This window comes from Pseudomonas sp. MLB6B (assembly GCF_054508135.1).
In genome coordinates, this window is the sequence record NZ_CP199313.1 from 464917 (window position 1) to 489623 (window position 24707).

The window sequence follows — 24707 nt, forward strand, 5'->3', positions numbered from 1 at the left end:
CCATCGCCCTTTACCGCCCCAGCGGACGAACGCGCATCCCCTCGTCAGGTCTGCGTCGTGAAAAACCGCACCGCAGTCGCGCCGCCGCTGTCCATCGAACGGGTCGCGGCCGTACCCGATGCCCGAAGACCCTTGCCACGGCGCTATACTCTGCCGCCTCACTTTTCACACACTGAACTACAAGGACTTGCCCATGAAAGCGTTCGGCAAAATCCTGGGATTGGGCCTGCTCGGGTTGCTGCTGATCATCGTGGCGCTGGGTTTTGCCCTGACCCACCTTTTCGATCCCAACGACTATAAAGACGAAATCCGCCAACTGGCCCGGGACAAGGCGCATGTGGAGCTGACGCTCAACGGCGACATCGGCTGGAGCCTGTTCCCCTGGCTGGGCCTGGAACTGCACGACGCCAGCATCGCCACCCTGAACGCCCCCACCACGCCTTTCGCCGACCTGCAGATGCTCGGCCTGTCGGTGCGCGTGTTGCCGCTGCTGACCAAGGAAGTGCAGATGAGCGACGTACGCGTGGAGGGCTTGAACCTGACCCTGAGCCGCGACGCCGACGGCCACGGCAACTGGGAAGACATCGGCAAGCCGCTGCCCACGGCCGGCGGCGACAGCGCCCCAGCATCCACCCCGGCCTCGACCGAATCCGGCGAACCGAGCAACGAACGCCAGGTCAAGCTCGACATCGACAGCCTCACGGTGAACAACGCGCGCGTACAGTACACCGATGCCAAGAGCGGGCAGACCGTCAGCGCCGAGAGCATCCAGTTGAGCACCGGCGCGGTGCATCAGGGCGCGACCATTCCGCTCAAGGCCAGCGGTTTCTTCACCATCGGCCAGCCCAGCCTCAAGGTGCGCGGCGAGCTGACCGGCGACCTGCGCTTCGACCGCCAGGCCAAGCGCTACAACCTCGACGACCTGCGCCTGTCGGGCGAGACCTCGGGCGAGCCGTTGTCGGGCAAAACCCTGGCGTTCGTCGCCCAAGGCCAGGTGCTGGTCGATCTGGCGGCGAACGTCGCCGAATGGACCGGTTTGAAAGTGTCGGCCAACCAACTGCGTGCCCTCGGCGAATTGAGCGCCCGCGACTTGGACACTACGCCGCAGGTCAGCGGCGGGTTGTCCATCGCCCAGTTCGATCTGCGCACCTTCCTCGACGGCATCGGCCATCCGCTGCCCGCCAGCACCGACCCCAGCGCATTCGGCAAGCTGGAGGTGGTCACCCGCGTGCAGGGCAGCCCTACCGGCCTGACGCTGAGCGACCTGAACGTGAAGCTGGACGACAGCACCTTCAGCGGCCAGGTGGCCGTGGAAGACTTCGCCCGCCAGGCCCTGCGCGTGAACCTCAAGGCCGACCGCTTCGACGCCGACCGCTACCTGCCGGCCAAGAGCGACCAGGCCAAGGGCGCCAAGGCCGCGCGCGACGCCCAGGTGCAACAGCAGGAAGCCGGGGCCGTGGCTGGGGCCGGCACGACGCCGTTGCCCGACGCGCCGACCCAGGTGGCCTGGAGCACCGACAAGCTGCTGCCGGTCGACCGCCTGCGTGCCCTCGACCTGCAAGCGGACCTTGCCTTCGGCGCCCTGAGCCTCAACACGCTGCCGATCAAACAGGCGCAGCTCAAAGCCGTTGGCCAAGGCGGCCTGCTGACCGTGCAAAACCTGAGCGGCAACCTCTACAACGGCACCTTCCTCGCCCATGGCAACGTCGACGTGCGCCCGGCCGTGCCGCAGATCGGCTTCGATACGCAGATCACCCGCGTGCCGGTCGAGCACTTCATCAAGGCCCAGCACCCGGACAAGACCCCACCGCTCAAGGGCCTGCTGACCCTGTCGAGCGACCTCACCGCCAGCGGCAACAGCCAGAAGGCGCTGATCGACACTCTCAACGGCAACACCCGCTTCAGCATCGACGACGGCGTCTTGATCGACGCCAACATCGAGCAGCAGCTGTGCCAAGGCATCGCCACCCTCAACCGCAAGCAACTGAGCGGCGAACCACGCGGCAAGGACACGCCGTTCAACACCCTGCGCGGCAGCCTGGTGATGCGCAACGGCGTGGCCAGCAACCCCGACCTGAAAGTCGCCGTACCCGGCCTGACCCTGAACGGCCACGGCGACGTCGACCTGCGTGTGCTGGGCATGGACTACCGCGTCGGCGTGATCGTCGAAGGCGATCAGCGCGCCATGCCCGACCCGGCCTGCCAGGTGAACGAGCGCTACGTGGGTGTGGAGCTGCCGCTGCGCTGCCGTGGCCCGCTGGAGCTCGGCGCCAAGGCCTGCCGCCTGGACCAGGAAGGCCTGGGCAAGGTCGCCGCGCAACTGGCCGGCAACCGCCTCAAGGACAAACTGGATGAAAAACTCGACGAAAAACTGGGAGACAAAGTGAGCCCTGAACTCAAAGACGCGCTCAAGGGGCTGTTCAAGCGATGACCCCTGCGCAGTTCTCCAGCGCCGTGCTGGATTGGTTCGACCGTCACGGCCGGCACGACCTGCCCTGGCAACAGGGCATCAACCCATACCGGGTGTGGGTGTCGGAAATCATGTTGCAGCAGACCCAGGTCAGCACCGTGCTCAACTATTTCCACCGCTTCATGCAGGCCTTGCCCACCGTGCAGGCGCTGGCCGAAGCGCCGGAAGACGAGGTGCTGCACCTGTGGACGGGGCTGGGCTACTACACCCGCGCGCGCAACTTGCAGAAGGCGGCGAAGATCGTCATGGCCGAGCATGGCGGCGAATTTCCGCGCAGCGTCGAGCAACTGACCGAGCTGCCGGGCATCGGCCGCTCCACGGCCGGGGCCATCGCCAGCATCAGCATGAACATCCGCGCGCCGATCCTCGACGGTAACGTCAAGCGTGTGCTGGCCCGCTACACCGCGCAGGGCGGCTACCCCGGCGAACCCAAGGTGGCCAACGCGCTGTGGGCCGCCGCCGAGCGCTTCACGCCGATGACTCGGGTCAACGACTACACCCAGGCGATGATGGATCTGGGCGCCACGCTGTGTACCCGCAGCCGCCCCAGCTGCCTGATCTGCCCGTTGCAACAGGGTTGCGAGGCACACCTGCTGGGCTTGGAGACCCACTACCCCGAACCCAAGCCGCGCAAGGTGCTGCCACAGCGCCGCACAGTGATGCCGCTGCTGGCCAACGCCGAGGGCGCCATCCTGCTCTACCGTCGCCCGTCCACCGGGCTGTGGGGCGGGCTGTGGAGCCTGCCGGAGCTGGACGACCTGGCGCAGCTCGACGACCTCGCCTACCAGCACGGCCTGGACCTGCGCCAACGCCACGCCCTGCCCGGCCTGACCCACACCTTCAGCCACTTCCAGCTGGCCATCGAACCGTGGCTGGTCGAGGCAGAGCAGGCCGTGGGCCACGTGGCCGAGCCCGACTGGCTCTGGTATAACCTCGCCACCCCGCCGCGCCTGGGCCTCGCCGCCCCGGTCAAGACTTTGCTCAAACGCGCAGCCGACCGACTGGCTGCAGGAGATGCCCCATGACTCGCACCGTGACGTGCCGCAAACTCAAGCAGGAACTGCCCGGCCTGGATCGCCCGCCCTTTCCCGGCGCCAAGGGCCAGGATATCTTCGAGCACATCTCCCGGCAGGCCTGGGAAGACTGGCAGAAGCACCAGACCATGCTGATCAACGAGAAACGCCTGAACATGATGAACGGCGAGGACCGCAAATTCCTCCAGACGGAAATGGACAAGTTCTTCGCCGGCGAAGAATACGCCCAGGCCGAAGGCTACGTACCACCGAGCGAATGAGCGAAAAAACCGTAAGCGACGGAATTAATTTAAAAAATTTTCAAAAAGTCGTTGACGCCTCCTCTGAAAACCTTTTTAATTCGCCCCGTCGCCCAGATAGCTCAGTCGGTAGAGCAGAGGATTGAAAATCCTCGTGTCGGCGGTTCGACTCCGTCTCTGGGCACCACCTTCAGCTTCTGGTGGTTCCAACGTCACTCGAAGCGACACAAGAAACCCGCCTAGTGCGGGTTTTTTGTTGTCTCGATTTTCTTGATCGATGTCATATGGCCATCAATCGCACGTCCCTAGACTGTCAGGTCCACCCTGCCCGTACGAGGACCCTACATGAGCGATGAAGCTACCCCCAGCCAATCCCCTCTCCCTGCTACACCGCGCACACGCCGCCCACGCCAGCGCAAGCCCGACGCCACCATCACCCAGGTCAGCCAGCAACCCACCGCCCTGGAAGTCGCCACGGCGCGCAAGGGCAGCAACGAAGACAGCAGCTCTGCGCGCCTGCCCGCCAACTACCCCTACCGCACGCGCCTGCGCCGCGCCGAGTACGAGAAAGCCAAGCACGCCCTGCAGATCGAACTGCTCAAGGTACAGAACTGGGTCAAGGAAACCGGGCAGCGCGTGGTGATCCTGTTCGAGGGCCGTGACGCGGCGGGCAAAGGCGGCACCATCAAGCGCTTCATGGAACACCTCAACCCGCGTGGTGCGCGGATCGTGGCGCTGGAGAAGCCCTCCGGTCAGGAAAAGGGCCAGTGGTACTTCCAGCGCTATATCCAGCACCTGCCCACGGCCGGGGAAATGGTGTTCTTCGACCGCTCCTGGTACAACCGCGCCGGCGTCGAACGGGTAATGGACTTCTGCACCCCGCCGCAGTACCTGGAGTTCATGCGCCAGGCCCCGGAACTGGAACGCATGCTGTGCAACAGCGGCGTGCTGCTGTTCAAGTACTGGTTCTCGGTGAACCGCGAAGAACAGCTGCGCCGCTTCATCTCGCGCCGCGACGACCCGCTCAAGCACTGGAAGCTCTCGCCCATCGACATCAAGTCGCTGGACAAGTGGGACGACTACACCGCCGCCAAGCAGGCCATGTTCTTCCACACCGATACCGCCGATGCGCCCTGGACGGTGGTCAAGTCCGACGACAAGAAGCGCGCGCGGATCAACTGCATCCGCCACTTCCTGCATTCGCTGGACTATCCCGACAAAGACCTCGGCGTGGCCCACGCGCCCGATCCACTGCTGGTCGGCCGCGCCTCGCGGGGCTTCGAAGAGGACGAAACACCGACGACGGCAGGTTGAATCCGCGCAGACGCTGCGCTTCAATACGCGCCCTCACGCCCGCCCCTTAAGGATTCGCCCGATGGCCACCTCCAGCAAACAACAGAAACGCGCCAAGCGCGCCGCCAGCAAGGCCAAGCAGAACCGCATGGTGCGCAGCGGCCAGGCGGTCAAGGCCAGCAGCGGCGACAGCGCCAGCGTCGAGCAGGTGTACACCAAGGCCATGGATTCGGGCAGCTACGATGCGCTGTTCGAGAAGATGAAGGCCGCCCAGCAGGACGGCCTGGTGCCGATGATCTCGGTGTTCCTGGTCGACCCCTTGCTGGCGCTGGTGCTCAAGGGCCACAAGGAAGAGCACGCCACCGACTACATCGTCATGGTCTTCACCGCTTACCGCGACTGGCTGGACGGCACCGATGCCGACACCACCATGGCCTGGCTGGAGAGCGACGAGTTCCAGGCGGCGTATGTGGAAGCCTCGGAAGGGGTGGCGCGCTTGCAGCAACAGCAGAAGCAGTTTGGCTAAGGCCGCCAGGGCCGCCCAACGAAAAGGCCGCGCCCCTCACGGGACGCGGCCTTTGCATTTTCTTTGTGCTCACACGCTGGCGAATCAGCGCTCCATCACTGCCTTGCCCGCCACGCCACGCTTGCGGTGCAGCAGCAACCCCGCCGCCACCACGCCAATGCTCAGCAACGCCGTGGCGATGATCTCGGCGCGGTGGTCCTCACGCAGCGCCATCACCACCAGCACCGCGACGATGAACGCGATGGTCAGCCAGGTCAGGCCAGGAAACAGCCACATCTTGAACTCGATGCGCTCGCCGCGTGCTTCGCGCTGGCTGCGCATGCGCAGTTGCGACACGGCGATCACCAGGTACACCAGCAAGGCGATGGCCCCGGAGCTGGCCAGCAGGAACTCGAACACCTGCGCCGGCGCCACGAAGTTGGCGAATACGGTCAGGAAGGCCGCGGCGGTCGACAGCAGCACGGCCCAGTGCGGCGTACCGGCACGGGTGGTGCGTTGCGCGACGGCCGGGGCGTCGCCGCGCTTGCTCAGCGAGAAGAGCATGCGCGAGGAGGTGTACAGCGCCGAGTTCAGGCAGCTGGTCACGGCGATCAGCACCACGATGTCGACGATCAGCTTGGCGTTCGGCACACCGATGCGGCTGAGCACGGTCTGGTAGGAACCGGTTTCGGCCAGCGCCGGGTCGTTCCACGGCACCAGGGCCACGACCAGGAAGATCGACACCAGGTAGAACAGGCAGATCCGCCAGATCACCGAGTTGGTGGCGCGGGTGATCTGCTTGCCTGGGTCTTTCGATTCGGCCGCCGCGATGGTGACGATCTCGGTACCCATGAACGAGAACATGGTCGTCAGCATGGCCGCGAGCACCGCGCCCAGGCCGTTGGGCATGAAGCCCTGGGTGTCGAACAGATGGCTGACGCCACTGACCTGGCTGTCCGGCACCAGGCCGAACATGGCCACGCAGCCGACGACGATGAAGGCGATGATCGCCAACACCTTGAGCAGGGCGAACCAGAACTCGAACTCGCCGTAGTTCTTCACGCTGAACAGGTTGGTGCCGGTCAGGGCCAGGGTGATCAGCAGCGAGAACATCCACAGCTCGACGGCCGGGAACCAGGCATGCAGGATCGCCGCCGCAGCGTTGGCCTCCAAAGGAATCACCAATACCCAGAACCACCAGTACAGCCAGCCGATGGTGAAGCCGGCCCAGCGGCCGATGGAGCGGTCGGCGTAGGTCGAGAACGACCCGGTGTCGGGCGAGGCGATGGCCATCTCGCCGAGCATGCGCATGACCAGGATCACCAGCGTGCCGGCCGCCGCGTAGGACAGCAGCACCGCAGGGCCTGCCGCTGCGATGGCGTGGCCGGAGCCGACGAACAGACCGGCGCCGATGACGCCGGCGATCGACAGCATGGTCACATGCCGTTGCTTGAGCCCCTGAGCGAGGTCGTTGGAATTGTGCTTACCGCTCATAAAACTACCTTTGTAAGGAGTGGACCAACTCGAACCTGGAGAACGCCAAGCGCTCTGTGCGATTTAGGCGCAGCCGTGTTCGGTTGAGGTGCAAGGGGCAATAAGCGGGCCAACGCACGCATTCGTGCGCCTGCGACATCGTGGAACCTGCGGCCACCCCCGGTTTACCGGGCTTCGGCCATGGAATGACCGAAAGCCCCTCAAATCCACGTAAACCGTTGGGATTACAGAAATACCCACTTACAACTGCACCAAAGGTGCCCCTTGGTAACACCACCGCACCGAAAGGCGGCACAGGGGAGCAACCGCAGGTTGCAACCCTCCGAGCATCCACGATCAGGTATGGGTACCACCCGGTATCAAAGCGCTTCACAGGCCTGGCCAAAACTGGCAACATCGCGCCTTTTTTCGTCGAGGCCGAGCCGTCGGCCGCACCGTGGCGGTCATCCTCGCGACAGTCCGCTGCAACGATGCGACACACTGCCGCGCCGACGCGCTTCGTCCCCCGCACCCTGGTTGGCTGTCACAGCGCCACATGCTAGCGTTGCGCAGGCCCGGAAGGCCGCCAAACAGCTGGGACTGCACCCGAACACATGAGGACCGCACATGGCTCAGGCCACGCCCGCGCTGGAAATCCGCAACCTGCACAAACGCTACGGCGACCAGGAGATTCTCAAGGGCATCTCCTTGACCGCCCGCGACGGCGACGTCATCTCGATTCTTGGCTCGTCCGGCTCCGGCAAGTCGACGCTGCTGCGCTGCATCAACCTGCTGGAGCACCCGCACCAGGGTGAGATCCTCCTGGCCGGCGAATCGCTCAAGCTCAAGGCCGCCAAGAACGGCGACCTGATCGCCGCCGACAACCGCCAGATCAACCGCCTGCGCAGCGAGATCGGCTTCGTCTTCCAGAACTTCAACCTGTGGCCGCACATGTCGGTGCTCGACAACATCACCGAAGCCCCGCGCCGCGTGCTCGGCCAGAGCAAGGCCGAGGCGGTGGAAGCAGCCGAAGCGCTGCTGAACAAGGTCGGCATCTACGACAAGCGCCACAGCTACCCCGCGCAGCTCTCCGGCGGCCAGCAGCAACGCGCCGCGATCGCCCGCACCCTGGCCATGAAGCCCAAGGTCATCCTGTTCGACGAGCCGACTTCGGCGCTCGATCCGGAAATGGTCCAGGAAGTGCTTAGTGTCATTCGCGCATTGGCCGACGAAGGCCGCACCATGCTGCTGGTGACCCACGAAATGAATTTCGCCCGCCAGGTGTCCAGTGAAGTCGTCTTCCTGCACCACGGCCTGGTAGAAGAGCAAGGATCGCCGCAGCAGGTCTTCGAGAACCCGACCTCGGCGCGTTGCAAGCAATTCATGTCCAGCCACCGCTAACGGAGCAACACATGCAGACCTACAAGAAATTCCTCCTGGCCGCTGCCGCCACGCTGGTCTTCTCCGCCAACGCCATGGCCGCGGAAAAACTGCGCATGGGTATCGAAGCGGCCTATCCGCCGTTCAACAACAAGGACGCCAGCGGCAACGTGGTGGGCTTCGACAAGGACATCGGCGACGCCCTGTGCGCCAAGATGAAGGTCGAGTGCTCGGTCGTCACCTCCGACTGGGACGGCATCATCCCCGCCCTGAACGCCAAGAAGTTCGACTTCCTGGTGTCGTCGCTGTCGATCACCGACGAGCGCAAGGTGGCCGTCGACTTCACCGACCCCTACTACTCCAACAAGCTGCAGTTCATCGCCCCCAAAGGCGTCGACTTCAAGACCGACAAAGCCTCGCTCAAGGGCAAGGTGATCGGCACCCAGCGCGCCACCCTGGCCGGCACCTGGCTGGAAGACCACTACGGCAGCGACGTCGAAGTGAAACTCTACGACACCCAGGAAAACGCCTACCTCGACCTGGTCGCCGGGCGCATCGACGGCATCCTGGCCGACAAGTACGTGCAGTACGAGTGGCTCAAGGGCAAGGAAGGCCAAGGCTTCGAGTTCAAAGGCGAGCCGGTGGAAGAAAGCGACAAGATCGGCATCGCCGTGCGCAAGGGCGACGATCGTCTGCGCAACGACCTGAACGCCGCGCTGAAGGAAATCAAGGCCGACGGCACCTACAAGAAGATCAACGACAAGTACTTCCCGTTCAGCATCGAATGATCCTCCCCGACCTGCGCGCCTGAGGGCGCGCGGGTATCTGGAAAGCACCTGCCCATGAATATCGACTTGCACGGATTCGGCCCGGCCCTGCTGGCTGGCATGCTGATGACCGTAAAACTCGCGCTTTGCGCGCTGCTGCTGGGCCTGGTGCTCGGCCTGCTCGGCGCCCTGGCCAAGACCTCCCCCGCCAAGCCCCTGCAATGGCTGGGCGGCGCCTACTCGACCCTGGTCCGCGGCGTACCCGAACTGCTCTGGGTGCTGCTGATCTACTTCGGCACCGTCAACCTGGTCAGCCGTCTGGGCGAAGCCCTGAACATGCCGGGCCTGGAGCTGAGCGCCTTCGCCGCCGGCGTGATCGCCCTGGGCCTGTGCTTCGGCGCCTACGCCACGGAAGTGTTCCGCGGCGCCATCCTGGCCATCCCCAAGGGTCACCGCGAAGCGGGCCTGGCCTTGGGCCTGTCGCGCGGGCGCATCCTCTCGCGCATCATCCTGCCGCAGATGTGGCGCATCGCTCTGCCGGGGCTGGGCAACCTGTTCATGATCCTGATGAAGGACACCGCGCTGGTGTCGGTGATCGGCCTGGAAGAGATCATGCGCCACGCGCAGATCGGCGTGACCGTGACCAAGGAGCCGTTCACCTTCTACATGGTCGCCGCCTGCATGTACCTGGCCTTGACCGTGGTGGCCATGACCGGCATGCATTTCCTGGAAAAACGCGCCGCTCGCGGCTTCATGAGGGCCGGGCAATGAACTGGGATGTGATCATCAAGTACCTGCCGCGCCTGGCCGACGGCGCACTGCTGACCCTGGAGCTGGTGGCCATCGCGGTGGTCGCCGGGTTGATCCTGGCGATTCCCATGGGCATCGCCCGCGCTTCGCACAAACCCTGGCTGCGCGCGCTGCCCTACGGCTACATCTTCTTCTTCCGCGGCACGCCGCTGCTGGTGCAGCTGTTCCTGGTCTACTACGGCCTGGCGCAGTTCGACGCTGTGCGCCACAGCGCCTTGTGGCCGTACCTGCGCGATCCGTTCTGGTGCACCGTGCTGACCATGACCCTGCACACCGCGGCCTACATCGCCGAGATCCTGCGCGGGGCCTTGCAGGCCATCCCACGGGGCGAGGTGGAAGCGGCACGGGCGCTGGGCATGTCCAAGGCCAAGGCCATGTACTACATCCTGCTGCCGCGCGCGGCCCGGATCGGCCTGCCGGCGTACAGCAACGAAGTGATCCTGATGCTCAAGGCCAGCGCGCTGGCCAGTACGGTGACGCTGTTGGAGCTGACCGGCATGGCGCGCACGATCATCGCGCGGACGTACCTGCCGGTGGAGATCTTCTTCGCGGCGGGGGTGTTCTACCTGGTGATCTCGTTCGTGCTGGTGCAGGGGTTCAAGGTGCTGGAGCGGTGGTTGCGGGTGGATGCGTGTCAGGGGCGGTGAGCTGGTCTGCGCCTGGTCCATAGCCTGCGTGGGTCCCTGCCCTTAGCCTCCCGGCAGGCGGCTCACAAGTCCCTTGAGTGGCTCCCCAAATGTTGGGCATCGCTTCACTTTTGGGGCACAACTCACGCCCCCCTGTGGGAGCGGCTTCAGCCGCGATGGGCCGCAAAGCGGCCCTAACCCTGCCAACACCTTCCGCCCCGTCTTACCGCGATATTGTTCATCTGAGCCACACTGTGGCCCATCGCAGTAAGCTGGCACCCCACCGCCCTAGGCCTTTTCAGACACCCCATGACCACCCTCCAAACCCTCCAAGGCCCCCAACTCCTCACCCGCTTCCAAGCCCTGGACCGCTTCCTGGTACGCCACCAAGCACTATGGCGCCCCCGCCCCTTCCACCACCTGCAACTCCCCTGGGAAACCGATCACCCAGCCTTGGCCAACCACCTACGCCAACGCACCCTGGCACAGGCCGAAGCCGCCGAAACTGACCCAGACGCTTCACAACCACCCACCCCATTCCCCCAATGGGCCGACGAAGCCCGCCAACTCTCCCACACCCCCAACCTCCCCGACATCGGCCTCCCCCCCGCCATCCCCCGCCTCGACGTCAACGTCCCCGGCCGCAAATGGCAGCAGATCGAAGCCTTCGGCCGCCGTCTCGACTACCGCATCACGCCGACCCACTGGGTCGACTGGTGCTCCGGCAAAGGCCACCTCGGCCGCCGCCTGCTGCAACCCGGCCAACGCCTGACCTGCCTGGAATACGACCCCGCCCTGGTAGAGGCCGGCCTCGCACTGAGCACCCACCACCGATTGGCGGCCGAGCACCGCCACCAAGACGTCATGGCCCCCGACTGCGCAGCACAACTTTCCGACGAGGCCAGCGTGGTCGCCCTACACGCCTGCGGCGACCTGCACATACGCCTGCTGCACCTGGCCAACGAACGTGGTTGCCCACAGATCGCCATCGCGCCGTGCTGCTACAACCGCATCGCCGGCCAGCGCTACCAGCCGATCTCCGCGCCCGCACAAGCCAGCCCATTGGCCCTGAGCCTCGACGACCTCGCCCTGCCCCTCAGCGAGGCCGTCACCGCCAGCGCGCGCGTACGACGGCAGCGGGATGCGTCCATGAGCCGGCGTTTGGCGTTCGACCTGTTGCAGCGCGAGCAGCGTGGCGTCGACGAGTACCTGCCGACGCCTTCGTTGCCGGTCGAATGGCTGCACAAACCCTTCGCCGAGTACTGCCAGGATTTGGCCGCGCTCAAGGGCGTGGCCCTTACAGGTGGAGCCGATTGGACGGCCTTGGAAGCCGCCGGCTGGCAGCGTCTGGCCCAGGTGCGCAATCTGGAACGGGTGCGCAACCTGTTCCGGCGGCCGCTAGAGCTGTGGCTGGTGTTGGATCGAGCGTTGTTTTTGGAGCAGAACCACTATCGCGTGCGGGTAGGAAATTTCTGTGAGTACGGCCTGACGCCAAGAAACCTGATGGTACTTGCCGAGCGTTAGACACAACCGAGCCTGTGGATAAGTCTGTGCAAAAGCTTGTGATGAAAAATGGCGGATTTATTGCGCGTGTCGATTTTTCGAGTGGCTTGCTAGCGAAAATTTCAGTTTTAGATGAGTAAAATCAGTCACTTGAGCAGCATCGGCTGCTTGCGACCAACGGCACGCGATGTGCGTAACTTTGGCACACCCCTTGTGAATAACAAGGGCAGGCGATACGTCAAAAAAGCCTAAAGATTGGTTGAAATAGTCTGAATACAAAAGAAACGATTACGCGCACAAAATGTCGCGAAGCCCTGCAAAGGCCGGGCAAAACACCGTAAAATCGCCGCCATTCCCGCTATCGTTTGAAGAACCGCCACCGTGACTACTCTCAAAGCCCTCGCGCTCCCCCTGTTCGCCCTTCTGCTCACCGCCTGCGCTGCCCCGGCGCCTCACAACCCCGGCACCTCGGCTGACTGGCCCGTGCCCACCATGCAGCTAGGCGACAAGCGCGGCCTACCGCAAGACTTCGAGCCTTGCCGCAAGCGCGGCTGCGACAACAACAAGCTCTTCTTCAACCCGGCCAAACCCGAGCCAAGCGTCACCAAGCAACGCGCCGACTGGTAAGAAAATTCTCCTTTTCTAACGCGGGGTTAGGTTAATTTCGCCGGAATGCGAGGAAGTGGTTTACACCCGCCCCGCGATGGCTATAATGACGCCCCATTGCCGGTATAGCTCAGCTGGTAGAGCAACTGACTTGTAATCAGTAGGTCCCGGGTTCGATTCCTGGTGCCGGCACCATATAAAACAAAGGCTTGCAGCGAATGCAGGCCTTTTTTTTTGGTCGCTTGCGTAACAAGTGACGTAACAGCGAGGACGTCCTGGCCATCGGGACACAGCGAGGAAATACATGCTGCAGGGAAAGGTATTGCTGCTGGATCGCTGCCCCCACTGCAATGTGGCGGCGCCTCACCTGTTAAATGATATGTCCACAGTTACTGAGGATAGTACTGGACGAATTCGCCGCATCTGGGTTGGTTACTCATGCCAGTCCTGTGGGGGAGTTGTGCTGACAGAGGCCCCGAATCTTGGCGGCGGCTCTACAGTCGTTAGCGAGATATGGCCAAAGCCTCAGTCTGTTGATGAGGCGATTCCTGAGCGAGCGAAGATGTTTCTTGCGCAAGCTATCAGCAGCATTCATGCACCGGCTGGTGCTGCAATGCTTTGCGCCTCCTCAGTAGACGCCATGCTCAAAGAGATCGGCCTCAAGCAAGGCAAGCTGTATGGCCGCATCAAACAGGCGGCTGAGCAGCACCTGATCACGCAAGAAATGGCACATTGGGCCCATGAGGTTCGTCTGGAAGCCAACGATCAGCGGCATGCAGATGAGGAGGCAGAACTCCCTGATACTGCTGATGCGCAACGGATGATTGAGTTTGTCCAGGCATTAGGACAATTCCTTTTCGTACTCCCCAGCCGCGTCCACAGGGGTCGAGAGCAGACCCAAGCCGGTAAGGCCTGAACCATTGGGGCCGATGTATCCGCAGCCTCACCGCCTAGTCATAGCCAAAGTTTTAGGACCATCGCGGTGTATGCGTGTAGCACAATACGCCCCCCTGCGCGTAGCAAACGAAAATTTAGGCTGACCACTCAAAAGCCTGTCAGATTTGTCAGATCGAATTTCTTAGTCTTACGACTGCCTGCCGATGCGGCACATTCTCTTTCACAACCTTTCATTTTTTTACAGCGTGCAGTCGCCGCCGGCCTGCAAGCGCCCAGTAGTCCCAGTAATGGCGCGGCTTGGAGCATGGTTTGCGCTGCCCCCTAGTTTGCACAAATTCACGACGAAAACTGCGTCGGCGGGAGGGGATGAGTGCTCTTTTCCATCTGCTCTTTTTCCTTAAATATGTTTTAAAAAATGACCGAACCCGTCGAGGAGATGAGTGGGTGGAAGCGGCCATCTGCAGAAAATCTGCAGCTATTCTACTTCAAACGCGCTATCGTGTAGCCAAAGCAGCCTTATCTGCGGAGCTTCTGCATGCTAATCGAATTTTCTGTGAGAAATTTCCGATCATTTCGGAATCGCCAGACACTGTCCATGGTCGCTGCATCGCGGCTAGGGAAGAAAGAGAACGTATTCAAACCGAACGTGGAAGGCGAGAACCTACCCAGTCTCCTTAAGGTTGCTGCTGTGTATGGGCCAAATGCATCGGGAAAATCGAGTCTCGTCATGGCAATGGGCGTTGTATCAAATATTATTTCATTAACTGCTTCAGACGACGTCCTTTTGCCTATCCAACCATTCCGCTTTGATCCTGATCTAGAGGACCAGCCGAGCGAATTTGAATACAACTATGTGTCGAAGGGACTACGTTATCAGCTGTGTCTGTCAGTGACCCCTGAGAGGATTATTCATGAATCTCTAACTGCTTATCCTCGCGGCAAGGAAACGCTTTACTATTCTCGTAATTATTCTTCAGAAACAGGTGAAGTATACGAGTTCGGTCCTACATTAGAAGGCGGGCAGGTCGTTCACCAAGCATGGAGACGCCTCACCGCGCCTCGGAGAATGTTTTTGAGTCAAGCTGTTGCTAATAGCAGCGAGGATATGAACCAACTTCGACCCGCGCTTAATTGGTTTGGAAGAGGCAGTATCTGTATCAATCAGGGCTCCATGCGTAACTGGGCAGTCATGGCGCGCTCAATGATCAAAGCTAACGAGGGATACAAAAAATATCTCCAGAACTTTCTTCAAGATATAGACGTTCCCGTGACTGATATCCGATTCGAGTCGAAGAATGATTCCTCTGACAAGCTCGGTCCTGAAAGTGAATTCACCGAACATGTTCGTGCAATCGAACAGGATTCCAGAACGGTTCTAACTCATACAACGGCACTAGGCGATGCCGAGTTTGACTTTAGAGAGGAATCCGGCGGCACGAGGAGCCTAATGGGATTTTGGCTTCCGTGGACCTTACTTGAACAAGAAAACTCAGAGTCTCTGATTGTTGTTGATGAATTAGACAGTAGCCTTCACCCCAAAATAGTTGAGAATTTGGTTCAACGCCATTTAGAAAAAAGCAGTGGCGCACAATTAATTTTTACAACGCATGATACTCATCTAATGAATACCAAGCGCATGCGTAGAGATCAATTCTGGTTGACTGAACGTGATGAAAACGGTGCGACAATAATGTTTTCCGTTCACGATTTCGATGGTCGAGACAGTGAAGACATGGAAAAGCGTTATTTTGAGGGTCGGTATCGAGGCCTCCCGATCCTTAGGAGGCGTTAATCATGGCACGCGATGCTAAATCCTTTAATCGACGCGACCCTCGCTTCAAGCAGATTGCCACTGTACTGATCCTTTGTGAGGACTCAAAGTCCGGAAAAAGTTACTTAGAGGACGCAACTGTTCACTTTCGGTCGAATGCGAAGGTACAAGTAGCGCATTGCGGCTTAACTCATCCCTTAGGTATTGTTGAGGAGGCAGTTTCAAAACAAAAAAACTACGATCGGGTATATTGCGCTATCGATCGCGACACACATGAAAGCTTTGACGATGCTTTACTTCTCGCAAAACGTCATGAGAAGATTCAGGTTATTGCTTCTTATCCGTGCTTCGAGATATGGCTGCTTTTACATTTTGGCTATACCCGGAAACCTTTCATGCGCGCTGGAAAACGGTCTGCCGCTGACTGCGTAAGCTCGGAACTAAAGAAGAAATCTGGAATGGAAGACTATGAAAAATCAGCCAACACTAAGTATTTCAGCCAGTTACTAGGCGAACCATTTGAGATGGCGAGGCTTCAAGCGCCGCGAGTGCTAGCCGACGCCATAAAAAATCAAGAGCTTAATCCGAGTACCGAGATACACTTATTGATAAATGAAATTGAGAAGCTATCTAAACCTAGCCCGAAATGAATATCTGATTTTTCAACTATCTATAAGCGAATTCACAGAGCCCGCCATCTGACGGGTTTTGTGAAAAAAATTGCAAGCTAGACTTAGACGACGATGCATCTCGCGAAGATCAGCGATGGTGGTTGCGGCCTCTTCATCGGTCAAGGCCACCGGATGTGCCTGCCAGACCGCGAGGTCGCACGTGAGCAGATGCCTTGTAATCATTAGGTCCCGGGTTCGACCTCCTGGTGCCATACCGCGATTCGGCGAAGGAGCTCACCAAAAGATGGGCTTTTTGTTTTAGCTGCAAGGCCCGCTTCAGAAACCTCGGTAGCTTGCTCAGAGTTCATCCAATTCCGCCGGCGCCAGTGGATGAAGACAAATTCTCATCCGGCACGATTTGAGTAAGCGCATCCAGCAATAAGGTGTCAGCACCAATCTGAATATCCAACGCCGGCCACTCCACAAACCATCCTCCACTACCCAATACAGCGCCCTCAAACGCTTCTTGCTTAGACAGCAGCGCCAGCCCCGGATACCCCTCAAGCACGTCGCTCATGTTCAAGATAAAATGCTGGCCATTGGTGAAAGTAAGCGAAAGGCTGGCCCCAAGTAGCGGTCGCACAGCCTTTAGACGAGGACGTTTCATCAGTGTCATTTGATCCACTGCTCAAGCAAATCAGTTTAATAAGACGTCTAACACGTCTGATCCGAGGCTAGACCATGCGGGGTGGCTACTATTCTATGCCCCGTCAGGTGCCCGAAGAGATGATGCGTGCCTTACGCCCCTGCCTGCCATGATCCTGATATCGGCTTGCCGTTACCAGCGCACACAAAAAACTGATACTCCCGCGTAGGTCCAATCCTACAAACTATTAAGCCCCATCCCACAACCCCACCCCTTGCACCCACCCCCACCAACCAATAAATTCCCCCAACCGCAGTCAATCCTGCGGTCAGGTGTAGGAACCTGCTGGTAAACTTGGCGCACGCACTAGGCGCCCCATCACCTCGGCTGGCGCTTTTTTCATGCCCGCCGATTCGTGTCATGGCGGCTGTGTGTGGGCAGGCTTCGGCCTGGCCGGGTTCCAAGTTTCCCGGTATTCCTACCCCACACACAGCTGCCACCCAATCCCGTAGGAAGGACGGTCGCAGCTCCTGACAAGAAACTTGGAGCCTCATGCATGCTGACAGGCAGTTTGAGCAAGAACCGCGCATCCGTTCGCCGCCACTGGGTCAGTGTTCCACCCACCCAGCCCTTTGCCATCGGTCAAACGCAAACGCAGTCCACGTTGCACAGGCGGTATGCCCATGGCTGACCGAGATCGTTTCACCAAGCTGCAAACTTACGGATGGACCCTGGAATTATTAGGCGAAACCCTCGTCGACCATGACGACGCTTTGGAATCGGACGATTCACTGAGCCTGAGTTCCAGACACGTAGCTGGCATCCATCACGCAGTGAGGATCATTGGCAGGCTGGTAGGAGAGGAATGCACCAAGCTGCTGGAAGCCGAACGGCTCGACTCCAGCCACGAGAACAGCGCCCTACCTCATGATTGAGCAGTGCCGCCCGCTCAATACTTCCAACTCACCGTCGCCATCAAATTCCGCGGCGCCCCGTAATTCGTAGACCCCGCCGACTGATACAATGAAAGCAGATACTTCCGATCCGTCACATTGTTCACGTTCAACCCCAACGTCCAATGCTCGTCCACCTCATAACTCGCCATCACATCCACCAACGCATACGCCTCCTGGCTCACCCGACTGTTGGTGTCCAGCTCCGTCCCACTCTGCCACTGCACCCGCGTCCCCACCTTGGCCTTGGGCAGCATCGGCAACCGGTAGGTCAAACTCCCGCGCAGCGAATGGGTGGGAATGTACTTACGCGCATGGTCCCCGTCGTCGTTCTCGATATCGACATAGGTGTACCCACCCGACAGATCCAACCCCGTCAGCACTTCACCCGACGCCCCCAACTCCACCCCACGGCTCTTGAAGTTGGTGCCGCGATACAGGTACTGCCCGCCGACGATCTCGCCGGTCAGCTCCGCCACGTTGTCCTGCTCGGTCTTGAACGCCGCGGCCGTCAGCGTCAGGCGTTCGTCCAGCAGCAGGCCCTTCACCCCCACTTCCAGGCTCTTGCCGTCGAGCGGCTCGACCACGCCGCCGCTGGTGCTGCGCACGTACTGCGGTTTGAAGATCTTGGTCCAGCTGGTGTACAGGCTCCACTGCGGGGTCAGGTCGTAGACCAGGCCGGTGTAGGGCGTGACCTTGCCGTGCACGCGGGTGTCGTGGGGCGAGCCGTAGCCTGCGCCGTCGCCGTCGGCGCTGAGCATGCGCGCGCCGGCGATCCAGTGCAGGTCGTCGGCCAGGCTGAAGCGGGCGCCGGCGAACAGGCTCTTTTGCCGGTCGGTGAACAGCTGGGTGTTGATGTCGTCGGTGTAGGTGAAAGGCGGCTGCACGACGTTGCCGGCCAGGACGTCGGCGAGGCTGGCGGAGATGGAGCCGGCCTGGCTGAAGTAGTGGCCGCGCTCGTCGTGGTGGGTGCGGCCGTAGTTGGCACCGACGGTCAGCTCGTGCTCGCGTCCGAGGAATGCGAAAGGCCCGGACAGCTTGGCTTCGCCGGTCACCTGGTTCTCTTTGCTAGTGGTGCGGTTGACGTAGGCGTAGACGCTGTCGGCGGTCGCCGGGATGGCATACAGCATCTTGGTATCGGAATCCTGCTTCATGCCGGTCAGGGTCAGCGTGCTGTTCCAGCCGTTGTCGAACGCGTGGGTCAGCTAGGCGAAGGCCCGCTGGGTGTGCACGTCCCAGTAGGTCCAGGGCTGGCCGACGCTGGAACTGCGGCTGCTGTAGTGGATGCGGTTGCCGGCGTAGTCGGCGATGGGCAAGGCGCCCCAGGTGCTGCCGTTGGAATAGCTGTTCTGCTGGGTGAAGCCCACGGTCAGGGTGTCGGCGTCGGTCAGGTCGAAGGCCAGCAGGCCGGCGGCGACGTTGACTTCGTGGCCGTACTGGTCGAGGTAGGAGTTGCCTTTGTCGTGGGAGGTGACGAAGCGCCCGCGCACGTTGCCGCTGTCGGTCAGCGGGCCGGACAGGTCGAGCGCCAGGCGGCGGTTGTCCCACGAGCCGATGCTCGAGTCGACGCGGGCCTGGAAGGTGTCGGTGGGGCGTTTGCGCACCAGGTTGACGGTGGCCGAGGGGTCGCCAGTGCCGCTCATCAGGCCGTTGGCGCCGTGCAGCACGTCGACCTGTTCGAATTCGGTCAGGTCCTGGTCGCCGACCAGCACGCCGCCGGAGAACGGCAGGCTCATGCCGTCGAACTCGAAGTTCTCGATCTTGAAGCCGCGCGAGGTGAAGGCGGTGCGGTCGGTCTCGAACTGCTCGACGGTGACCGAGGGCGCGTTGCGCAGGGCGTCCTTGACGCTGTTGAGCTTGAAGTCGTCGATCTGCTCGCGGGTCACCACGGTGATGGCCTGCGGGGTTTGCTTGTCGGTCAGGCCCAGGCGCGTGGTGCTGGAAGCAGCTTCGCCGCGGTAGCTGCGGGCGGGAGCGATGCTGCCGTTCAGCTGTTGCTGGATTTGCGTGGGCGCCAGCATGACTTCGTTGCCTGCGCCCGAGGCTTGAGCCGGCACCAGGTACAGGGTGACCGCATCGGTGCGCGAGAAGTTGTAGCCGCTGCCGCGCAGCAACTGGCCCAGGGCCTCTTCGGCCGAGTACTGGCCCACCACCCGTGGGCTGCGCAGGGTGCCGTCTAGATCGCCGTCGAGCATGACGTTCTGCCCCGACTGCTGGCTGAACTGCAACAGCGCCTGGCGCAGCGGTTGCGCCGGGATGTCCAGCGCGAGCTTTTGCGTCGCGGTGGTGGTGGCCGGCGCCGTCGCCCCCTGAGCCTGCAACGTGCCTACGAGCAGGCTGCACGCCAGTGCGGTGCTCAGGGCGCTGCGTTGCCAGCGGCCATCGGTTTTCGAGACAGGGGTGGGTTGCAGGGCCATTGCGGGTGTTCCTCGGAAAAGGCGCGGGATGCGAATACCAATCAGTCAGGCGAAGACGCACGAGCGCGCGGGATTTCTGGAGGCGTGGCGAATTATTTCTGCGTGAACGATCAGGCGGGGTAGATCAGGGTGATCAGGTCGGTGTAGCGCTGGGTGCGGATCGACAGCGCCGTGGTCATGGCGTCGAGCAGTTGCTCGGGCTTGTCGAGGTTGAGGATCAGGCTCACCCGGCGTGCGGCGAGCCGTTCGTCCATGACGAAGATGCGCCCTGGGCGCCAGCGTTGCAGCTGTTCGACCACACTGGCCAGCGGCTTGTCGAAGAACACCAGGCGCCCGCTACGCCAGGCCAGCACCTGCTCCAGCTCGGCGTGCTGGATGGGGCCGGCGTGGTGGCGGGTGAAACGCAAGGACAGCCCTTCGTCCAGATCGGTGCGCTGGTTGGCGGTGATTACGCTGGCCGTCTTGCGGCTGACCGCCAGCAGCGCCGAGGTGCTGTCACATGACAGGCAGAACTCGCCATCGGTCGTCAGCACCTGGCCGTAAGGCGTGGCGACCGCGAATTCGCTGCCGGCACTGGGCTGCACGTTGAAATAGGCTTCGCCTTGCAGCAGTTCAACCGAACGCTTGCCGGACGAGAAATCCACGTTCAATGCGGTATTGCCGGCCAGCTCCACCGTCGAGCCGTCGGGCAGCGCGACGCTGCGCCGCTCGCCCACACCGCTGCGCACGTCGGCGAACGGCGAACCCATCCCGTTGAACCACCAGGCCGAGGTCGAAGCGGTGACCGCTACGGCGCTGGCGGCGATGCCCAGGCCGACGAAGCGCCGGCGCGACAGTGGCGCGGCGGCCTTGGGCACAGATGGGTGCAACTGCGCGGTCGCTGCCCATAGCTGTTCAAGTCGAGCGTAGGCCGCGCGGTGCTGGGGGTCGGCGTCGAGCCAGGCGGCCAGGCGCGCGCGCTCGGCGTCGGTGGGCGCGCCGCCCTGGATCAAGGCGAACCAGCGGCTCGCCTGATGGCTGACGTCATCGGCATGCGGCGGTGGGGCCTGGGGTGGTTCGGCGCTCATAGGAGTGGCAATGGGCTGCGGTGGTCTCGGGCGGCAGAGTGTAATGCAGGGCGGCCGTGTGCGCCTGCCGCTTGGGTCGACGCAACGCTCATTCGGGCATGCCGCTCTTGAGCAGGTCCAGCGCACGGACCATGCGGCTGTAGGCGGTTTGTGCGGGGATGCCCAAGCGTTGGCTGATCTCGGCGTAGGTAAGGCCTTCCACACGCACCAACAGAAACACCTCGCGACACGGGGCCGGCATGCTTTCGATCACGGCATTCAGCGCGGCCAGTTGCTGATGGGCGATGGCGGCCTGTTCGAGGGTCGGGGTGGCCGGTTCGAAGGCAGCCACCGTAGGCTCGTCCAGCGGCTTGCCTTTGCGGTGGGCCTGGCGCCGGGTGTGGTCGATGAACAGGTTGCGTGCGGCGGAGAACAGGTAGGCCCGGAAGTTGCCGATCGGGGTACGGGTCATCTGCTCGGACAGGCGGATGAAGGTGTCCTGGGTCAGGTCGGCGGCGGTTTCCTTGCAGCGCAGGCGGCGGTCCAGATAATCCTGAATCTCGCCACGGTGGGCGAGGTACAACGCCTTGAGATCTGAGCCGGACATGAAAGCGACCTTGGGAGGCAGGGAAGCAGGCGCAGAAAAGTATCACAAAAGAGAATCATTTGCGCTTGTGTTCGAAGGGGTCAGCCGCCCTCTTCCGACGGCTGACGAACCGCTCAATAACGCCGGTTGCCCATCAACTCGCCGAGCACTTGGTTCGGGATGCGGAATGGCACCGAAGCGTGGTCTTCGCCGGCTTCGATACGAAAGCCCGTACGCAGGCCCGTGCCGGATAACGCCTGCAAACGTGCGGACAAGGCACGGGCATCGTCGACCATCTGCACCGAATCGCGTTCGCCCATGACGATGCTCAGGCTGGTATGGGTCAGCGCGAGTTGCCCGGCCAATGCACGTTGGGTGAAAGCGCGCTCGGGCGCCAGCAGGTGTTGGTCGCGCCACCACAGGCTGGGGCTCACCGCCACCACGTGCTGGAACAGCGTAGGCCGGGTGAATAGCGCGTAGAGGCCGAGCATGCCGCCGAACGAATGCCCGACCAGGCTGCGCTGGTCGGGGTCGACCTTGAAGCGCTCGGCCACCTTGGGCATGAGCCGTTGTTCGATGAAGTCGAGGAACAGGTCCTGGCCGCCTTGGGGTGGGGTGTTGCGCTCGGGCGGCGCGGGCGGCGTCAGGTCGAAGGCCCGGCGGGTGAAGTCCAGCGGCGTATCGCTCGGGTAGCCGATGGCCACCAGGATGGCGCCGCGCAATTTGGGCTGCGCACGTTTGGCGGCGTGGAAGGCCGGGAAATAGGCGTTGCCGTCGAGCAGGTAGATCACCGGGTAACCGCCGGTGTAAGGCACCTCGCCTTCGGGCAGGCTGACCATGATGCGGTAGTCGCGGCCGGCGGCGCTTTGCATCTGCCATTGCTCGGTGCCGTCGAGGGTGACGGGGGTGGCGTGGCAGAGCGTGGTGGCGGCGAGCAGGTAGGTGCTTAGCAGTACGAAGAGTTGGCGGATCATGGGTTCAGGTTCTATTCCGATCAGGGGGGGCGCCCGAATGCCCATGGGCTGGGCATGGCTTGCTCGGGTACTGATAAGACGCATCGGAAGGCAAGTTTTCTGAAGGGCTCGCGTAGGCCACTGTCACCTTCTCAGCTACGCAAAGGCCTTTAGGGCTGCCGTGCGGCCCATTGCGAGCGTAGGGAGCGAGGCGTGGGCCGCGCGCGCTCACCCCATCACTCGTCGAGAAACGTGTCGTTGTCCATGTAGAAATTCAGCGCACGCACATAGTCGCCGTGTTCAGCCGCCGGCTTTTGCGCCATCAGCACCATGACCACATCGGCGAACTGCTGCCCGGAATACAGATAATTCAGACCCGCCACCCGGACTGACTCGGGGTACACCTCCTGATCATCGACCACGTCGGGGTAATCGGCGATCAGGTAGACGCCGTGCAGGTCGAGTTCGTCCTGATCTTCCCCGTAGAGGCAGAAATCGTCGCCCAGATCCGGGTCTTGTTTGACGCCCTCGATGATTTCGCCAAGTGTGTGACGGTGGTTCGTCTTTAGCATGTGTCTCGCCCCTGTCGCTCGCTGCATGACCTTTCCATGGCCGAACGCCAAGCGTCGACCCCTTTCCACTCAGACCCGCGCTCGATCGACGCTTGGCAGTACCGCACTGCCCTCGAAAATCGCCTCAAGCGCTTGTCTGATAACGGCCAAGTGCGTCGCTACCGTCTCGGCGTCGCCGACTATGTCCGCCTCGATCGTCGAAGCGCAGAAGTGCGCCACGAACGCCTCCTTCACCTGCACTTGCAAGCGGTTTCCCACAAGCTTCACGGCGCTGATCGCATGGGCCGCTTCGTAGTCCGACTCGCTGGTTTGCAGCCCAATGCCGTCGTCGACCGTGGCATGCTCGTCTTCGTCCAGCCGGGCGATGATCAGAAACCGTTCAGGCGCTGCCGGGTCGTCCCCCAGTGCCAGCACCTGCACCCCATCTTCTTCGTAGTGCTCCACGGTGGTTGCACGAAACGCTGTGGTGGCCATCGGTTTGCGCCGCTCCTCTGAGATTGGAATGTCGAGCCTCGGCAACGATCACCTCATATCTCGCCCCGCTCGCGCAACCGCGCCATCGCCCCCTCCATCGTCACCATCCCCACCCCTGCCCCCATCTGCATCGCCGACTGCACCTGCGCCAGCCGCCCTTCGCGAATCAGATTGCGCACCGCTGGCGTACCGATCAGCACCTCCCTGGCGGCCACCCGCCCACCGCCCTTGCGCTTGACCAGCACCTGCGCCACCACCACCCGCAGCGAGTCGGCGAGCATGGCGCGCACCAGCGCTTTTTCCTCCGCCGCGAACACTTCCACCAGCCGCTCGATGCTGCTCACCGCCGAGCGCGTATGCACGGTGGCCAGCACCAGATGCCCGGTTTCGGCGGCGCGCAGGGCCAGGCGGATGGATTCCAGGTCGCGCAGCTCGCCGAGCATGATCACGTCCGGGTCCTGGCGCAGGGCGCTGCGCAGCGCCTGGGTGAAGCCAGCGCTGTGGCGGCCGACTTCGCGCTGGTTGATCAGGCTGCGCTGGCTGGTGTGGAGGATTTCGATGGGGTCTTCGAGGGTGAGGATGTGCAACGGGCGTTCGCGGTTGAGCTGGTCGATCAATGCGGCGAGGGTGCTGGATTTGCCGCTGCCGGTGGGGCCGCCGACGATCACCAGGCCGTCGCTCAGTGTGGCGACGGCCCGATACACCGCATGCAGGTCGAGCTGATCGAGGCTGGGAATGGTGCTGGCGATCAAGCGCAGGCTGGCGGCGGGGCCGTGGACCTGGCGGAACAGGTTGAGACGGGCGCGGTGGCCGTCCGGCAGATCCAGGGCGAGGTCCAGCTCGTCGCCCTCGCGCCACTGCTGTCGCTGGAGGTCACTGAGCCAGGGATCAATGCTTTGATACAAATCGTTGCAGCCCAGCACGGGCAGATCGAGGCGTTGCAGCTCGCCGTCGATACGCAGCAACGGCGGCTGGCCCGCCGCCAGGTGCAAGTCGGAGGCGCCCGCGCGGGCGGCCTCGGCCAAGTGTGCAGTCACGTCCATGAGACTCCCCAATGGCAACAGAGCAGGTAGAA

At 62.2% G+C, this 24707-nt stretch carries 23 protein-coding genes, 2 tRNA genes and 1 pseudogene; 17 read left to right on the top strand and 9 right to left on the bottom strand.

All coding sequences use genetic code 11. The features are described from left to right. Nucleotides 1-193: 193 nt before the first annotated feature. The 6 genes from ACSMEV_RS01905 to ACSMEV_RS01930 all read left to right on the top strand — a co-directional run bounded on the left by ACSMEV_RS01905 (nucleotide 194) and on the right by ACSMEV_RS01930 (nucleotide 5562). Nucleotides 194-2431 carry an AsmA family protein gene (locus tag ACSMEV_RS01905; RefSeq protein ID WP_459207029.1) on the top strand — a complete coding sequence of 746 codons (2238 nt, stop codon included), beginning with the start codon at nucleotides 194-196 and terminating at the stop codon, nucleotides 2429-2431. Further along, nucleotides 2428-3495, top strand: a complete 1068-nt coding sequence (gene mutY / locus ACSMEV_RS01910) for an A/G-specific adenine glycosylase (RefSeq protein WP_459207030.1) — start codon at nucleotides 2428-2430, stop codon at nucleotides 3493-3495. Before ACSMEV_RS01905 ends, mutY begins: the two co-directional genes overlap by 4 nt. Next, a complete protein-coding gene (locus tag ACSMEV_RS01915) occupies nucleotides 3492-3764 on the top strand; it encodes an oxidative damage protection protein (protein WP_296266455.1) in 273 nt (90 codons plus the stop codon). The genes mutY and ACSMEV_RS01915 overlap by 4 nt, the downstream gene beginning before the upstream one ends. Nucleotides 3765-3854: 90 nt before the next feature. After that, nucleotides 3855-3930, top strand: a tRNA-Phe gene (locus ACSMEV_RS01920). 158 nt (nucleotides 3931-4088) lie between these two features. Beyond that, nucleotides 4089-5057, top strand: coding sequence for a polyphosphate kinase 2 (ppk2, locus tag ACSMEV_RS01925; protein ID WP_459207031.1), 969 nt, complete (start codon nucleotides 4089-4091; stop codon nucleotides 5055-5057). Between the two features lie 61 nt (nucleotides 5058-5118). Next, a complete protein-coding gene (locus tag ACSMEV_RS01930) occupies nucleotides 5119-5562 on the top strand; it encodes a hypothetical protein (RefSeq protein ID WP_296266458.1) in 444 nt (147 codons plus the stop codon). Nucleotides 5563-5646: 84 nt separating this feature from the next. Here ACSMEV_RS01930 and gabP read toward each other — a convergent pair whose 3' ends face one another. Then, on the bottom strand, nucleotides 5647-7035 hold the full coding sequence (gene gabP, locus ACSMEV_RS01935) for a GABA permease (protein ID WP_459207032.1): 1389 nt from the start codon (nucleotides 7033-7035) through the stop codon (nucleotides 5647-5649). A 606-nt stretch (nucleotides 7036-7641) separates the two neighbouring features. On the opposite strand from gabP, the gene ACSMEV_RS01940 reads away from it, so the two are divergent. From ACSMEV_RS01940 to ACSMEV_RS01985, 10 genes are all read left to right on the top strand, one after another. After that, nucleotides 7642-8415, top strand: a complete 774-nt coding sequence (locus tag ACSMEV_RS01940; protein WP_296266462.1) for an ABC transporter ATP-binding protein — start codon at nucleotides 7642-7644, stop codon at nucleotides 8413-8415. An 11-nt stretch (nucleotides 8416-8426) separates the two neighbouring features. Then, nucleotides 8427-9182, top strand: coding sequence for an ABC transporter substrate-binding protein (locus tag ACSMEV_RS01945; protein ID WP_296266464.1), 756 nt, complete (start codon nucleotides 8427-8429; stop codon nucleotides 9180-9182). Nucleotides 9183-9236: 54 nt separating this feature from the next. Next, nucleotides 9237-9932, top strand: coding sequence for an ABC transporter permease (locus ACSMEV_RS01950; RefSeq protein ID WP_459207033.1), 696 nt, complete (start codon nucleotides 9237-9239; stop codon nucleotides 9930-9932). Then, a complete protein-coding gene (locus ACSMEV_RS01955) occupies nucleotides 9929-10618 on the top strand; it encodes an ABC transporter permease (RefSeq protein ID WP_296266467.1) in 690 nt (229 codons plus the stop codon). The genes ACSMEV_RS01950 and ACSMEV_RS01955 overlap by 4 nt, the downstream gene beginning before the upstream one ends. Before the next feature lie 288 nt (nucleotides 10619-10906). Next, nucleotides 10907-12121 carry a methyltransferase gene (locus ACSMEV_RS01960; protein ID WP_459207034.1) on the top strand — a complete coding sequence of 405 codons (1215 nt, stop codon included), beginning with the start codon at nucleotides 10907-10909 and terminating at the stop codon, nucleotides 12119-12121. Nucleotides 12122-12481: 360 nt separating this feature from the next. Further along, nucleotides 12482-12727, top strand: a complete 246-nt coding sequence (locus ACSMEV_RS01965) for a hypothetical protein (protein ID WP_459207035.1) — start codon at nucleotides 12482-12484, stop codon at nucleotides 12725-12727. A gap of 98 nt (nucleotides 12728-12825) precedes the next feature. Further along, nucleotides 12826-12901 (top strand) — tRNA-Thr (locus ACSMEV_RS01970). Nucleotides 12902-13010: 109 nt separating this feature from the next. After that, the gene (locus ACSMEV_RS01975; RefSeq protein WP_459207036.1) at nucleotides 13011-13622 is read left to right on the top strand and encodes a DUF4145 domain-containing protein; all 612 of its coding nucleotides are present in this window, start codon (nucleotides 13011-13013) and stop codon (nucleotides 13620-13622) included. Between the two features lie 516 nt (nucleotides 13623-14138). Further along, on the top strand, nucleotides 14139-15395 hold the full coding sequence (locus tag ACSMEV_RS01980) for an AAA family ATPase (RefSeq protein ID WP_459207037.1): 1257 nt from the start codon (nucleotides 14139-14141) through the stop codon (nucleotides 15393-15395). A 2-nt stretch (nucleotides 15396-15397) separates the two neighbouring features. Beyond that, a complete protein-coding gene (locus tag ACSMEV_RS01985) occupies nucleotides 15398-16024 on the top strand; it encodes an RloB family protein (RefSeq protein ID WP_459207038.1) in 627 nt (208 codons plus the stop codon). Nucleotides 16025-16349: 325 nt separating this feature from the next. Here the strand turns inward: ACSMEV_RS01985 and ACSMEV_RS01990 are convergent, their stop codons facing one another. After that, nucleotides 16350-16652, bottom strand: coding sequence for a DUF2442 domain-containing protein (locus ACSMEV_RS01990; protein WP_459207039.1), 303 nt, complete (start codon nucleotides 16650-16652; stop codon nucleotides 16350-16352). Between the two features lie 662 nt (nucleotides 16653-17314). Here ACSMEV_RS01990 and ACSMEV_RS01995 point away from each other — a divergent pair. Beyond that, nucleotides 17315-17566, top strand: a complete 252-nt coding sequence (locus ACSMEV_RS01995; RefSeq protein ID WP_459207040.1) for a hypothetical protein — start codon at nucleotides 17315-17317, stop codon at nucleotides 17564-17566. A gap of 14 nt (nucleotides 17567-17580) precedes the next feature. Here the strand turns inward: ACSMEV_RS01995 and ACSMEV_RS02000 are convergent. The 7 genes and pseudogenes from ACSMEV_RS02000 to ACSMEV_RS02030 form a co-directional block, all read right to left on the bottom strand. Then, nucleotides 17581-20001, bottom strand: a pseudogene (locus ACSMEV_RS02000) (TonB-dependent siderophore receptor). A 110-nt stretch (nucleotides 20002-20111) separates the two neighbouring features. Then, nucleotides 20112-21068 (bottom strand): FecR family protein, encoded by a 957-nt coding sequence (locus ACSMEV_RS02005; RefSeq protein ID WP_459207041.1) that lies wholly within the window; start codon nucleotides 21066-21068, stop codon nucleotides 20112-20114. A gap of 88 nt (nucleotides 21069-21156) precedes the next feature. Beyond that, nucleotides 21157-21654 carry an RNA polymerase sigma factor gene (locus ACSMEV_RS02010; RefSeq protein ID WP_296266489.1) on the bottom strand — a complete coding sequence of 166 codons (498 nt, stop codon included), beginning with the start codon at nucleotides 21652-21654 and terminating at the stop codon, nucleotides 21157-21159. Nucleotides 21655-21767: 113 nt separating this feature from the next. Beyond that, on the bottom strand, nucleotides 21768-22607 hold the full coding sequence (locus ACSMEV_RS02015; RefSeq protein ID WP_459207042.1) for an alpha/beta hydrolase: 840 nt from the start codon (nucleotides 22605-22607) through the stop codon (nucleotides 21768-21770). 215 nt (nucleotides 22608-22822) lie between these two features. Further along, a complete protein-coding gene (locus tag ACSMEV_RS02020) occupies nucleotides 22823-23158 on the bottom strand; it encodes a DUF7716 domain-containing protein (RefSeq protein ID WP_459207043.1) in 336 nt (111 codons plus the stop codon). A 69-nt stretch (nucleotides 23159-23227) separates the two neighbouring features. Next, a complete protein-coding gene (locus tag ACSMEV_RS02025) occupies nucleotides 23228-23632 on the bottom strand; it encodes a hypothetical protein (RefSeq protein ID WP_459207044.1) in 405 nt (134 codons plus the stop codon). 53 nt (nucleotides 23633-23685) lie between these two features. Continuing rightward, nucleotides 23686-24675: a type IV pilus twitching motility protein PilT gene (locus ACSMEV_RS02030; protein ID WP_459207045.1), complete on the bottom strand. Its 990-nt coding sequence runs from the start codon at nucleotides 24673-24675 to the stop codon at nucleotides 23686-23688. Nucleotides 24676-24707 lie beyond the last annotated feature (32 nt).

Excerpts from the sequence above, each read along its gene's own strand:
- ACSMEV_RS01985 (WP_459207038.1), top strand. The coding sequence starts at position 15,398 with ATGGCACGCGATGCTAAATCCTTTAATCGACGCGACCCTCGCTTCAAG.
- ACSMEV_RS01940 (WP_296266462.1), top strand. The coding sequence starts at position 7,642 with ATGGCTCAGGCCACGCCCGCGCTGGAAATCCGCAACCTGCACAAACGC.
- ACSMEV_RS02030 (WP_459207045.1), bottom strand. The coding sequence starts at position 24,675 with ATGGACGTGACTGCACACTTGGCCGAGGCCGCCCGCGCGGGCGCCTCC.
- ACSMEV_RS01950 (WP_459207033.1), top strand. The coding sequence starts at position 9,237 with ATGAATATCGACTTGCACGGATTCGGCCCGGCCCTGCTGGCTGGCATG.
- ACSMEV_RS02010 (WP_296266489.1), bottom strand. The coding sequence starts at position 21,654 with ATGTCCGGCTCAGATCTCAAGGCGTTGTACCTCGCCCACCGTGGCGAG.
- gabP (WP_459207032.1), bottom strand. The coding sequence starts at position 7,035 with ATGAGCGGTAAGCACAATTCCAACGACCTCGCTCAGGGGCTCAAGCAA.
- mutY (WP_459207030.1), top strand. The coding sequence starts at position 2,428 with ATGACCCCTGCGCAGTTCTCCAGCGCCGTGCTGGATTGGTTCGACCGT.
- ppk2 (WP_459207031.1), top strand. The coding sequence starts at position 4,089 with ATGAGCGATGAAGCTACCCCCAGCCAATCCCCTCTCCCTGCTACACCG.
- ACSMEV_RS01905 (WP_459207029.1), top strand. The coding sequence starts at position 194 with ATGAAAGCGTTCGGCAAAATCCTGGGATTGGGCCTGCTCGGGTTGCTG.
- ACSMEV_RS01975 (WP_459207036.1), top strand. The coding sequence starts at position 13,011 with ATGCTGCAGGGAAAGGTATTGCTGCTGGATCGCTGCCCCCACTGCAAT.
- ACSMEV_RS02015 (WP_459207042.1), bottom strand. The coding sequence starts at position 22,607 with ATGATCCGCCAACTCTTCGTACTGCTAAGCACCTACCTGCTCGCCGCC.
- ACSMEV_RS01930 (WP_296266458.1), top strand. The coding sequence starts at position 5,119 with ATGGCCACCTCCAGCAAACAACAGAAACGCGCCAAGCGCGCCGCCAGC.
- ACSMEV_RS02005 (WP_459207041.1), bottom strand. The coding sequence starts at position 21,068 with ATGAGCGCCGAACCACCCCAGGCCCCACCGCCGCATGCCGATGACGTC.
- ACSMEV_RS01945 (WP_296266464.1), top strand. The coding sequence starts at position 8,427 with ATGCAGACCTACAAGAAATTCCTCCTGGCCGCTGCCGCCACGCTGGTC.
- ACSMEV_RS01915 (WP_296266455.1), top strand. The coding sequence starts at position 3,492 with ATGACTCGCACCGTGACGTGCCGCAAACTCAAGCAGGAACTGCCCGGC.
- ACSMEV_RS02020 (WP_459207043.1), bottom strand. The coding sequence starts at position 23,158 with ATGCTAAAGACGAACCACCGTCACACACTTGGCGAAATCATCGAGGGC.
- ACSMEV_RS01990 (WP_459207039.1), bottom strand. The coding sequence starts at position 16,652 with ATGAAACGTCCTCGTCTAAAGGCTGTGCGACCGCTACTTGGGGCCAGC.
- ACSMEV_RS01960 (WP_459207034.1), top strand. The coding sequence starts at position 10,907 with ATGACCACCCTCCAAACCCTCCAAGGCCCCCAACTCCTCACCCGCTTC.
- ACSMEV_RS01980 (WP_459207037.1), top strand. The coding sequence starts at position 14,139 with ATGCTAATCGAATTTTCTGTGAGAAATTTCCGATCATTTCGGAATCGC.
- ACSMEV_RS01955 (WP_296266467.1), top strand. The coding sequence starts at position 9,929 with ATGAACTGGGATGTGATCATCAAGTACCTGCCGCGCCTGGCCGACGGC.
- ACSMEV_RS02025 (WP_459207044.1), bottom strand. The coding sequence starts at position 23,632 with ATGGCCACCACAGCGTTTCGTGCAACCACCGTGGAGCACTACGAAGAA.
- ACSMEV_RS01995 (WP_459207040.1), top strand. The coding sequence starts at position 17,315 with ATGGCTGACCGAGATCGTTTCACCAAGCTGCAAACTTACGGATGGACC.